Annotated in this window: 9 protein-coding genes and 1 rRNA gene; 7 read left to right on the top strand and 3 right to left on the bottom strand. The window is 74.6% G+C overall.

Annotated features, from left to right (window positions below; translation table 11 throughout):
- Positions 1-76: ribosomal RNA gene (rrf, locus tag ACI782_RS25665) — 5S ribosomal RNA — on the top strand; the annotation flags it as partial.
- Between the two features lie 93 nt (positions 77-169).
- Here the strand turns inward: rrf and ACI782_RS25660 are convergent.
- Together ACI782_RS25660 and ACI782_RS25655 are read right to left on the bottom strand one after the other, a co-directional pair.
- On the bottom strand, positions 170-835 hold the full coding sequence (locus tag ACI782_RS25660) for a DUF2461 domain-containing protein (RefSeq protein ID WP_456912944.1): 666 nt from the start codon (positions 833-835) through the stop codon (positions 170-172).
- Positions 832-1,425 carry an N-acetyltransferase family protein gene (locus ACI782_RS25655; RefSeq protein ID WP_456912943.1) on the bottom strand — a complete coding sequence of 198 codons (594 nt, stop codon included), beginning with the start codon at positions 1,423-1,425 and terminating at the stop codon, positions 832-834. Before ACI782_RS25655 ends, ACI782_RS25660 begins: the two co-directional genes overlap by 4 nt.
- Before the next feature lie 58 nt (positions 1,426-1,483).
- Between ACI782_RS25655 and ACI782_RS25650 the strand changes: the two genes are divergently transcribed.
- From ACI782_RS25650 to ACI782_RS25630, 5 genes are all read left to right on the top strand, one after another.
- Positions 1,484-2,728 (top strand): winged helix-turn-helix domain-containing protein, encoded by a 1,245-nt coding sequence (locus tag ACI782_RS25650; RefSeq protein WP_456912942.1) that lies wholly within the window; start codon positions 1,484-1,486, stop codon positions 2,726-2,728.
- 71 nt (positions 2,729-2,799) lie between these two features.
- A complete protein-coding gene (locus tag ACI782_RS25645; RefSeq protein WP_456912941.1) occupies positions 2,800-3,618 on the top strand; it encodes a thymidylate synthase in 819 nt (272 codons plus the stop codon).
- Positions 3,615-4,181 (top strand): dihydrofolate reductase, encoded by a 567-nt coding sequence (locus ACI782_RS25640; protein WP_456912940.1) that lies wholly within the window; start codon positions 3,615-3,617, stop codon positions 4,179-4,181. The genes ACI782_RS25645 and ACI782_RS25640 overlap by 4 nt, the downstream gene beginning before the upstream one ends.
- A 9-nt stretch (positions 4,182-4,190) precedes the next feature.
- Complete coding sequence (gene dapA / locus ACI782_RS25635; RefSeq protein WP_456912939.1) at positions 4,191-5,087, top strand: 4-hydroxy-tetrahydrodipicolinate synthase; 897 nt, start codon at positions 4,191-4,193, stop codon at positions 5,085-5,087.
- Positions 5,084-6,796 (top strand): ribonuclease J, encoded by a 1,713-nt coding sequence (locus ACI782_RS25630; protein ID WP_456912938.1) that lies wholly within the window; start codon positions 5,084-5,086, stop codon positions 6,794-6,796. Before dapA ends, ACI782_RS25630 begins: the two co-directional genes overlap by 4 nt.
- Before the next feature lie 33 nt (positions 6,797-6,829).
- On the opposite strand, the gene ACI782_RS25625 is transcribed toward ACI782_RS25630, so the two are convergent.
- Positions 6,830-8,794, bottom strand: coding sequence for a prolyl oligopeptidase family serine peptidase (locus tag ACI782_RS25625; protein ID WP_456912937.1), 1,965 nt, complete (start codon positions 8,792-8,794; stop codon positions 6,830-6,832).
- 74 nt (positions 8,795-8,868) lie between these two features.
- Between ACI782_RS25625 and ACI782_RS25620 the strand changes: the two genes are divergently transcribed.
- Positions 8,869-11,391, top strand: a complete 2,523-nt coding sequence (locus ACI782_RS25620) for a DNA translocase FtsK (RefSeq protein ID WP_456912936.1) — start codon at positions 8,869-8,871, stop codon at positions 11,389-11,391.
- Positions 11,392-11,560: the final 169 nt, after the last annotated feature.

Genomic DNA, 11,560 nt, shown 5'->3' with positions numbered 1-11,560 from the left:
GAACCCGGAAGCTAAGCCTCTCAGCGCCGATGGTACTGCCCCGGCGACGGGGTGGGAGAGTAGGACGCCGCCGGACAACACCTCCCGACAGGGGCCCCAGCAACCGCCGGGGCCCCTGTCGCATTTCGTCAGCAGAGGAGACGGCCGCCGGCAGCCTCAGCGAGTTGCGTCAGCGGCGGGCCCGGGGCTCCTTGGTCGTGGCCCCCACGTTGTCGGCGAGCCAGGCGTTGAGCGCGCCGAGGTCTCGCCACGCCGTCCGGACCTCGTCGAGCGCGCGGCGGTCGTGGAGCCAGTCCGCTGGCTCCCAGCGGCGCACCGCGTGCAGCGACTTGTGCCGCAGCAGGTCCGCGCGGTCGCCGTCCACGGGGAACCCGGGCGGGACGCGCGTGAGCCGTTCTCCCTCGATGTCCCACCCGGCCGCGGCCAGGCGGTCGACCTCGGCGCGCAACCGCCCGCCCTGGACGTCGTCGGCGACGGCGCGCCGGTAGCGGGCGACCTGGTCCGACTCGAGCCGCCACGCGCCGCCGGCCACCATGAGGCCCTCCGCCGAGACCTGCACGTACCAGGCGTCGGCGCCGCGCCCCTCCGGGTGGACCACGGCCCCCTGGTGGGTCTTGTAGGGCGTCTTGTCGTGGCTGAACCGGACGTCGCGGTACGGGCGGAACAGCTTGGCGGTGCCGAACTCCGCGGCCAGCTCGTCCACCAGGGCCTGCAGCGGCGCCCGCACGCACCCGTCGTAGACGCCGCGGTGGCGGGCCCAGTACGTCTTGCTGTTGTCGGCCTCCAGGCCCTCGTAGAAGACCAGCCCCTCGTCGGGGAGACCCTCGAACGTCATCGGCTCGACTCCGTCTCGTCCAGCAGCGCGTGCCAGCGGCGCTCCCGGAGCGGGACGCCGCCGGTGTCGAGCGTGCGCACCCAGCCGTCCGGCGCCCAGCCGGCCGACTCGAAGAAGTCCGCCGACACCCGGTCCTGTTCCGCCAGCCAGGTCTGCAGGCGCGCTGCGCCGGAGGCCCGGGCGAGGTCGGCCACGGCGGCCAGCAACCGGCTGCCGTGGCCCCGCCGTCCCCACCGTGGCTCGACGAGCAGGGTGGCCACCTCGGTCGTCGGTCCCGTGCCGGCGGCACCTTCGACGTCGACCGCCTCCGGCGGTCCGTAGGCCGCGAAGCCGACGACGACCTGGCGCTCGACGGCGACCAGGACACCGTGGGCCGGCGTCGGTGGGGCCAGCGCCGCCGAGCGCCACGCCGCCGCGGCGGCGTCCTGGTCCCACGTGTCCAGGACGTCGGCCGGCAGCGCGGACCGGTACGCCGTCCGCCAGGTGACCGCCTGGACCCGGGCGATCGCCGCGGCGTCGTCCGGCCGGGCCGGCCGGACCGACACCTCGGCGGTACCGGTCAGGCGCGGGAACGGCGAGGTCGGGTCCACGTCGGGCAGCGTAGGGCCGCCCAGCGACTGTCGGACCCACCAGGCAGGATCGCTCGCTGTGGGCCTCCCCGTCGTCGACCGTCTGCCGGCTCCGCTCGCCCGCCGCACCGCCCTCGCCGCCCAGGGGTTCGCCGACCCACGACCGACCGGGCCCGTCGACGGCCGGCACCTGAGGCGGATGGCCGAGCGGCTGGCCGTCGTGCAGATCGACTCGGTCAACGTGCTGTCGCGGGCGCACTACCTGCCCGCCTTCAGCCGGCTCGGGCCCTACCGCCGTGCCGCTCTCGACGAGCTCGCCGGCCGCCGCCGCGCGTTGTTCGAGTACTGGGCGCACGAGGCGTCCTTCCTGCCCGTGCGGTTGCACCCGTACCTGCGCTGGCGCATGGCGGCCGCCGAGGAGCACGCCTGGGGCTCGATGGTGCGCATCCAGCGGGAGCGCCCCGGTTACGTCGCCGAGGTCCTCGACCGGGTGCGGGAGGGCGGCCCGCTCAAGGCCGGCGACCTCGCCGAACCCCGACCCGACCGGCCGGGGAGCATGTGGAACTGGCACGCGGGCAAGGTGGCGCTCGAGTGGCTCTTCTACAGCGGGGTCCTCACCACCCGCGGCCGGACCACGGCCTTCGAGCGGGTCTACGACCTGGCCGAGCGGGTGCTGCCCGCCGCCGTCCTGCAGGCGCCCACGCCGGAGCCTGCCGAGGCGGTCCGCGAGCTCGTGCGCACCGCCGCCCGCGCGCTCGGCGTGGCCACCGAGCGGGACCTGCGCGACTACTTCCGGCTCAGGCCCGCACCCACGCGGGCGGCGATCGCCGAGCTCGTCGACGCCGGTGAGCTCCTCCCGGTCGAGGTGGCCGGGTGGGGGGCGCCGGCGTGGCTGGACCCCGCTGCGCGCCGCCCCCGGTGGATCCGGGCCCGGGCGCTGCTCAGCCCCTTCGACTCGCTGGTCTGGGAGCGGCCGCGGGTCGAGCGCATCTTCGGCTTCCGGTACCGCATCGAGATCTACACGCCCGCCGCCAAGCGGGTGCACGGCTACTACGTCCTGCCGTTCCTGCTCGGCGACCGGCTCGTCGCCCGGGTGGATCTCAAGGCCGACCGCCAGGCGGGGGTGCTGCGGGTGCAGTCGGCCTTCGCGGAGGACGGGGTGGACCGTGCCGAGGTCGCCGCGGCGCTCGCCGCCGAGCTGGCCCTCATGGCCGGCTGGCTGGAGCTGGACTGCGTGGCCGTCGCCGACCGCGGGGACCTCGCCGCGGACCTCGCCGTCGCCTCGCACCGCGGGACGACGCCGCCGGCAGCGGTCCTTAGGTGACGGATCTGACCCGTGGGGCGGGAGGGTCCCGGGAGCGGGACCCTGTCCGACGTCCGCCGTACCCTCGGCGCGTGGCAAGCGCGACCGACGGCCCGATCGACACCCAGTACGAGGACCTGCTGCGCCGGGTGCTCGAGCAGGGCACCCCCAAGCAGGACCGCACCGGCACCGGCACGGTCAGCCTCTTCGGCGAGCGGCTGCGCTACGACCTGTCCGAGCGCTTCCCCCTGGTCACCACCAAGCGGGTCCACTTCAAGTCGGTCGCCTACGAGCTGCTGTGGTTCCTGCGCGGCGAGTCCAACGTCGGCTGGCTGCGCGACAAGGGCGTGACCATCTGGGACGAGTGGGCCTCGCCGGAGGGCGAGCTCGGCCCGGTCTACGGCGTCCAGTGGCGGTCGTGGCCCACGCCGGACGGCGGGCACGTCGACCAGATCGCCGGCGTCCTGGAGACCCTGCGCACCGACCCTGACTCCCGGCGGATGGTCGTCTCCGCGTGGAACGTGGCCGCGCTCCCGGAGATGGCGCTGGCCCCCTGCCACACGCTGTTCCAGTTCCACGTCGCCGACGGCCGGCTCTCGTGCCAGCTCTACCAGCGCAGCGCCGACCTCTTCCTCGGCGTCCCGTTCAACATCGCCAGCTACGCGCTGCTCACCCGCATGGTCGCCGACCAGGTCGGGCTCGCCCCGGGCGACTTCATCTGGGTGGGCGGGGACTGCCACGTCTACAGCAACCACGTCGAGCAGGTGCGCCAGCAGCTCTCCCGCGACGTGCTGCCCTTCCCGACGCTCGAGCTGGAGCCCGCGTCCTCGCTGTTCGACTACGCCTACGAGGACCTCACGCTGCGCGACTACCGGCACCACCCGGCGATCAAGGCCCCGGTGGCCGTGTGACCGAGCTCGTGAGGTCACCAGGGGAGCAGAGCAGCGTCGCGCTCATCTGGGCGCAGGCGCCCGGCGGCGTCATCGGCGCCGACGGCGCGCTGCCGTGGCACCTCCCCGAGGACCTGGGACTGTTCCGCGCGCTGACCACCGGCTCCACCGTGGTCATGGGCCGGCGCACCTGGGAGTCACTGCCCGGACGGTTCCGCCCGCTGCCGGGGCGCACCAACGTCGTCCTCACCACCGACCCGTCCTGGGCGGCCGACGGCGCGCGCCGCGCCGGGTCGGTCGAGGAGGTGCTCGGGGACGGCGGGGACCTGTGGGTCATCGGCGGCGGCCGCGTCTACGCGGCCTTCCTGCCGCACGCGGACCGCCTGGTCGTCACCGACGTCGACACCCAGGTGGACGGCGACACGTGGGCGCCGGCACCCGGTCCCGAGTGGCGGCAGGTCTCCCGCGACCCCGCCGAGGGCTGGTCGACGTCGGTCACCGGCCTGCGGTACGCGGTGTCGGAGTACCGGCGGAGGACCGATCCCGGTGCGGCGGCACGGAACGCCGCCGTCCTCGATCGGTAGATTCACCCCATGACCAGCGACCCCGCTCGGCCCTTCGGGCGCGTCCTGACGGCGATGGTCACCCCGCTGGCCGAGGACGGCTCGATCGACCTCGCCGGCGCCCAGGAACTGGCTGCCCACCTGGTCGACCGCGGAGCCCACGACGGGCTGGTGATCTGCGGGACGACGGGGGAGTCGCCGACCCTCAGCGACGCCGAGCAGCGCGCCGTGCTGGAGGCGGTCCTGGACGCGGTCGGCCACCGGGCGACCGTCGTCGCCGGCGTGGGGACCAACGACACCGCCCACTCCATCGACAAGGCCCGCGACGCCGAGCGGCTCGGCGCGCACGGCCTGATGGTGGTGACGCCGTACTACAACAAGCCCCCGCAGGCCGGCCTGCTGCGGCACTTCACCGCCGTCGCCGACTCCACCGACCTGCCGGTGATGCTCTACGACATCCCGCCGCGCACCGTCGTCCCCATCGAGGTGGAGACGCTCGTGCGGGCGGCGGAGCACCCGCGGATCGTCGCGGTCAAGGACGCCAAGGGCGACCTCGGCGCGGTGGCCTGGACCCTCGCCCGCACGGACCTCGCCTACTACAGCGGCGAGGACATGCTCAACCTGCCGCTGCTGGCCATCGGCGCGGTCGGCGTGGTCAGCGTCGTCGGGCACCTGGTGGGCCCGCGGCTGGCCGAGCTGATCGCGGCGGTCGAGTCCGGCGACCTGGTCAAGGCGCGCGCGGTCAACGAGAGCCTGCTGCCGGTCTACACCGGCGTCTTCCGCACCCAGGGCGTCATCCTGGTCAAGGCGGCCCTCAACGCGCTCGGCCTGCCCGCCGGCCCGGTGCGCCCGCCGCTCGTCGACGCCACCCCCGAGCAGGTCGAGCGCCTCCGCGCCGACCTGACGGCGGGTGGGGTGGCCTTGTGAGCGCGGCGCCCGACGCCCCGATCACCCAGCCGCACCTGGACCTCAAGGCACCACCCACGCTGCCGTCCGGCGGCCTGCGGGTCATGGCGCTGGGCGGGCTCGGCGAGATCGGCCGCAACATGGCCGTCCTGGAGTACGACGGGGCCCTGCTGGTCATCGACTGCGGCGTCCTGTTCCCGGAGGCCGAGCAGCCCGGGGTCGACCTGATCCTCCCGGACTTCGGGGTCATCGAGCACCGGCTGGGCGACATCGCCGCCGTGGTCCTCACCCACGGGCACGAGGACCACATCGGCGCGATCCCGTACCTGCTGCGGCTGCGCGGCGACATCCCGCTGGTCGGCTCGCGGTTCACCCTCGCCCTGGTCGCCGCCAAGCTGCGCGAGCACCGCATCGACCCGACGCTGGTCGAGGTGGCCGCGGGTGACGACCACGTCGCCGGCCCGTTCCACTGCGAGTTCATCGCGGTCAACCACTCGATCCCCGACGCGCTCGCGGTCGCCGTCCACACGCCGGCCGGGACGCTGGTGCACACCGGGGACTTCAAGATGGACCAGCTGCCGCTCGACGGCGTCCTCACCGACCTGGGCGCGTTCGCGCGGCTCGGGGTCGAGGGCATCGACCTGCTGCTGGCCGACTCGACCAACGCCGAGATCCCCGGCTTCGTCACCTCCGAGCGGTCGATCGGCCCGGTCCTGGACGACGTCTTCGCGCGCGCGACCCAGCGGCTGATCGTCTCCAGCTTCGCCAGCCACGTGCACCGGATCCAGCAGGTCCTCGACTGCGCCGAGACGCACCGGCGGAAGGTCGCCTTCGTCGGCCGGTCGATGGTCCGCAACATGGGCGTGGCCCGCGACCTCGGCCTGCTGCGGGTGGCGCCGGGGCTGATGGTGTCCCTCGACGAGGCCGCCGCGATGCCGCCGGACCAGGTGGTGCTCGTCTGCACCGGCTCGCAGGGGGAGCCGCTGTCCGCGCTGGGCCGCATGGCGCGCGGCGACCACCACCAGGTCACCATCGAGGCCGGGGACACCGTCGTCCTCGCCTCCTCCCTGGTGCCGGGCAACGAGACCGCGGTCTACAAGGTCATCAACGGCCTGGCCCGCCGCGGCGCCACGGTCGTGCACAAGGAGACCGCGCGGGTGCACGTCTCGGGGCACGCGCCGGCCGGGGAGCTGCGGACGCTGCTCAACGTCGCCAAGCCCCGCTTCCTCATGCCGGTGCACGGCGAGTGGCGGCACCTGCGGGCGCACGCCGCGCTCGCGGAGGAGACCGGGATGAGCGCCGACCGCGTGCTCCTGGCCGAGAACGGCGTCGTCGTCGACCTGGTCGACGGCAAGGCCGCGATCGTGGGCAGCGTCCCGGTCGGCGACGTCTACGTCGACGGGCTCAACGTCGGCGACGTGGGGGAGGAGTCGCTGCAGGAGCGGCGCATCCTCGGCGACGAGGGTTTCGTGGCGCTCACCGTCGTCATCGAGCCCTCGACCGGCACGATCGTGCGGCCGGTGCACCTCTCGGCCCGGGGCTTCGCGGACGACCCGACCGTCTTCGACCCGGCGCTGGAGCTGGTCGAGGACGCGCTGCGGCGAACGCTGGCCGACGGCGAGACCGACCCACACCGGCTCTCCCAGGTGATCCGCCGGACGATCGGCAAGTGGGTGTCCGACACCCACCGCCGCCGCCCGATGATCATCCCCACCGTCCTCGAGGTGTGAGTCGGAGGCTGAGAGCGCAGATCTCCTCCCCTCTCAGCCTCCGGTGACCGCGATCGGCTCGATGGCCTCGTCGGCGGGGAGGTCGAAGCCCCACACCTGGCCGTAGAACGACAGCTCGCCGTCCAGCGCCGCCCGGACGTTCTCGGCCCGCCGGAACCCGTGCTGCTCACCGGGGAACAGCAGGTAGGCGTGCGGCACCCCCTTCGCGCGCAGCGCCGCGACGATCGCCTCGGCCTGCTCCGGCGGGACGACGCGGTCCTCCTCGCCCTGGAAGACCGCCAGCGGGGTGTCGAAGGCGGCGACGTGGCTGATCGGCGACCGCTGCGCGTAGACCTCGGTGCCCTCCGGCCACGGGGCGACCAGACCGTCGAGGTAACGGGACTCGAACTTGTGGGTGTCCGCCGCGAGCGCGGCGAGGTCGGCGACGCCGAAGTGGCTGGCCCCCGCGGAGAAGACGCCGGGCCGCAGGCACAGCGCCGCCAGCGTCGTGTACCCGCCCGCCGACCCGCCGCGGATCGCCATCCGCGCCGGGTCGACCCGGCCGCCGTCGGCGAGGAACCGGGCGCAGGCGACGACGTCGTCGAGGTCGACCACGCCCCAGGCGCCGCGCAGGGCCTCGCGGTAGCGGCGCCCGTAGCCGGCCGACCCGCGGTAGTCCACGTCGGCGACGCAGAACCCCCGGGAGGTCCAGTACTGCACCCCCAGGTCGAGCACCGGCGTCGCCGCGGCCGTCGGCCCGCCGTGGACGACGACCAGCAGCGGCGTCAGCGACCCCTCCGGTGCGGACACCTCCGGGTTGGTCGGCGGGTAGACCAGCGCGTGCGCGACGTCGATGCCGGTGCCGTCGTCCGGGGTCGGGAAGGACACGTGCTCGGGCCGGGCGAACCACGCGGGGTCCAGGCCGAGGTCCCGGGCGGGCCGCAGCACGTCGGCGGCGCCGCCGTCCGCCGGCACCCGCAGCACGACGGGCTCGCTCGCCGGACCCCCGGCCAGGCAGACCACCGCGCCGTCCACCGCCGTCACGTACCGGAACAGCGAGTACGGCAGGTCGATCTCCTGCAGGGTCCCGTCGGTCTTCCGGACGGCGAGCCGGTCGGCCCCCTCCCGGGCGAAGGCGAGCACGACGCGGCCGTCGGGCAGCAGGGCGAAGCGGCGGGCGCCGAACACCCACTGCGGCCCCGCGATGTCCGCGTCCACGTCGAGGACCAGGTCGACGTCCCCGCCCGGCCGCCAGCGGTACAGCGCCCACACGTCCGTGCGGTCCAGGCAGAACCACAGGCTGCCGTCGGCGGCCCACGTCGGCTGGACGGCGGACTCGGCGGCCCCGCCGGCCGGACGCCCGCCCGCGACCACGGTCGGGCTGCCGTCGTCGGTGCGGACGACGAGCTGGGCGGCGTCCCAGGGCATGTCCGGGTGGTCCCACTGCAGCCAGGCCAGGGACCGGCCGTCGGGGGAGGGGCGCGGGTCTGAGACGAAGTCCGGCCCGCTGACGAGGACGTCTTCGGTCCCCTCGGGCCCGAGCCGGACGATCTGGTTCACCACGTCGGCCGCCGCACCACCGGCCGCGTGCGTCTCCCGGACGGCGAGCAGCGCGCCGCCCCGCGCCGGCGTGAGGTCGGCGTAGCGGACCCCCGCGGGCAGCGCGGGCTCCGGCGTGACCGCCACGGGGTCGTCCGCGCCCGGGTCGAGCCGGTACAGCCGCTGGTCGGCGAAGTCGGTGAACCACAGGGTGCCGCCGGCGACGGCCCATGCGCCGCCGCCGTACTCGTGCACCCGCGTGCGGGCGTTCCACGGAGCGGGCAGCGCGTCGTCGACGACGCCGTCCGCGGACCGCCGGACCAGGGCCGACCGGCCGCCCTCCTGAGGCCGTGACTCCGACCACCACACATCGGTGCCGTCGACGGCCACCTCCCCCAGACGGGCGGCCGCGCGGACCACGAGTTCGGAGGTGATCGGGGTGGGCCAGCTGCCGTGGGGGACCGGGGGAGGGGTCGGCATGCCCTGACCGTAGGTGGCGGACACGAGGCGTCGCCTGCCGTCGGCGCGCACCTGCGGCGATTACGGTCTGACGCATGCCTGCTCGCACGACGACGACCCGCGCGTCGGGTAAGTCGCCGGCGCGCGGACGCTCCGGCTCCGGCTCGACCGCGTCCCGGAAGCGCCCGCCCGCGAAGCGGCCCGCCTCCGGCGGCCGCAAGCCCGCCGCACGGAAGCCCGCGCCCGAGAACTCCGGCCCCGGTCTGTGGGGCGTCATCAGCGGTGGCTGGTCCCTGCTGGCCCGCGGGGCCGGCGGGCTGGCCCGCTCGGTGGCCCGGCCCGAGGAGGCCGAGCCGCTCGCGCCCGAACACCGCCGCGACGGTGTCGGCCTGGCCGTGCTCGGTCTGGCCGTCGTCCTCGGCGCCGCGGCCTGGACCAACGGCATCGGCCCGGTCGGTGCCGCGCTGGCCGACGGCGTGCGGTGGGTCGTCGGCTCGCTGGTCCTGGTCCTGCCGGTGCTGCTGTTCTTCGTCGCCCTCCGGCTGCTCCGCCGCGCGCCGCGCCCGGAGACGCGCGGCCGCCTGGCGATCGGCTGGCTGTGCCTCGTCGCGTCGGTCCTGGGCATCGCGCAGGTCGTCGGCGACGGCGCCGTCCCCGTCCAGGGCCGGCCGGGCACCGGGGGCCTGACCGGCTGGGCCGTCGGCACGCCCCTGGTGGCCGGCGTCGGCAGCGTCGTCACCGTCGTGCTGCTGGTCCTGCTGGCGTTCTTCGGCCTGCTCGTGCTCACCGCGACGCCGGTGCACCAGATCCCCGAGCGGCTGCGCGAGCTCGGTGACCGGCTGCTCGGCCAGGGCACCCACGAGGACGACTACGACGAGGCCTGGGACGACGAGGACGACGAGGAGCCCGCGCCGGCTCCCCGCACCCGCCGCCGGTCCCTCGCGGACGACCTGATGGACACCGGGCCGGTGGACACCCTCCCGGCCATCGACCACGCCGCCTTCGACGAGGCGCCGGAGGCCGTGCACGTCGAGCCCGCGCCCGACCCGGAGCCGGGCCGCCGCGCCCCGGTGGTCGACCGCACGGCCCCGCCGGAGGTGCTCGAGCCGATCACCGAGCCCGAGCAGCTGCGCATCGAGCCGGTCGAGGGTGAGTACACGCTGCCGTCGGTGACCCTGCTGCGCCCGGGGACCCCGCCGAAGAAGGAGTCGTCCGCGAACGACGCCGTGGTCGAGGCGATCCGCGGCGTGCTCGAGCAGTTCAACATCGACGCCGACGTCACCGGTTTCACGCGGGGGCCGACCGTCACGCGCTACGAGGTCGAGCTCGGCCCCGCGGTCAAGGTCGAGAAGATCACCGCGCTCACCCGCAACCTCGCCTACGCCGTCGCCAACGACAACATCCGCATCCTGGCGCCGATCCCCGGCAAGTCCGCCGTCGGCATCGAGGTGCCCAACGCCGACCGCGAGACGGTCAGCCTCGGCGACGTCATGCGCTCGCAGGTGGCCAAGCAGGACCCTCACCCGATGGTCGTCGGGCTCGGCAAGGACATCGAGGGCGGCTTCGTCACGGCGAACCTGGCGAAGATGCCGCACCTGCTGGTCGCCGGTGCCACCGGTGCCGGTAAGTCCAGCTGCATCAACTCGCTGCTGACCTCGCTGCTGCTGCGGGCCACCCCGGAGCAGCTGCGGATGATCCTCGTCGACCCGAAGATGGTCGAGCTGACGCCGTACGACGGCATCCCGCACCTGATCACGCCCATCATCACCGACCCCAAGAAGGCCGCGACCGCGCTGGCCTGGCTGGTCGAGGAGATGGAGCAGCGCTACCAGGACATGCGGGCCTCCGGTGTCCGGCACGTCGACGACTTCAACCGCAAGGTCGAGAAGGGCGAGATCGTCGCCCCGCCCGGCAGCGAGCGCGTGTACCGGCCCTACCCGTACATCCTCGCGATCGTCGACGAGCTCGCCGACCTCATGATGGTCGCCCCGCGCGACGTCGAGGACTGCATCGTCCGGATCACCCAGAAGGCGCGTGCGGCCGGCATCCACCTGGTGCTGGCCACCCAGCGCCCGTCGGTGGACGTCGTCACCGGTCTGATCAAGGCCAACGTGCCCTCGCGGCTGGCGTTCTCCACCTCGAGCCTCACCGACAGCCGGGTCATCCTCGACCAGCCCGGCGCGGAGAAGCTCATCGGCATGGGCGACGCCCTGTTCATGCCGATCGGCCAGGGCAAGCCCATGCGCGTCCAGGGCGCCTACGTCTCCGACGCCGAGATCGAGGCGGTCGTCGAGTTCACCAAGCGGCAGGCCGAGCCCGAGTACCGGGAAGAGGTCTTCTCCGCCGGCGGCGGCGAGAAGAAGGAGATCGACGAGGACATCGGCGGCGACCTCGAGCTGCTCGTCCAGGCAGTCGAGCTCGTGGTCACCAGCCAGTTCGGGTCGACGTCGATGCTGCAGCGCAAGCTGCGGGTCGGGTTCGCCAAGGCCGGCCGGCTCATGGACCTCATGGAGAGCCGGGGCATCGTCGGCCCGTCGGAGGGCTCCAAGGCGCGCGACGTGCTCATCAAGCCCGACGAGCTCGAGTCGGTCGTGTTCCTGCTGCGCGGCGGCGAGTAGGAGGACCCCGTCCCCTCCGCCCCTGGCGAGCCGGGGGCGGTGTCCTGGACGGGGCCGGGGGGGGGGGGGGGGGGGGGGGGGGGGGGGGGGGGGGGGGGGGGGGGGGGGGGGGGGGGGGCCGCGCCCTAGCTCTGGTCTCAGCCCCCCCCCCCCCACACCCCCAGCCCTG

The organism is Geodermatophilus sp. SYSU D00703, from assembly GCF_054050155.1.
Note: the sequence above shows the minus strand (reverse complement) of the source record. Positions and strands in the feature narration are given on the sequence as shown.

Coding starts and splice junctions, on each gene's coding strand:
- dapA (WP_456912939.1), top strand. CDS start 4,191: ATGACCAGCGACCCCGCTCGGCCCTTCGGGCGCGTCCTGACGGCGATG.
- ACI782_RS25625 (WP_456912937.1), bottom strand. CDS start 8,794: ATGCCGACCCCTCCCCCGGTCCCCCACGGCAGCTGGCCCACCCCGATC.
- ACI782_RS25620 (WP_456912936.1), top strand. CDS start 8,869: ATGCCTGCTCGCACGACGACGACCCGCGCGTCGGGTAAGTCGCCGGCG.
- ACI782_RS25660 (WP_456912944.1), bottom strand. CDS start 835: ATGACGTTCGAGGGTCTCCCCGACGAGGGGCTGGTCTTCTACGAGGGC.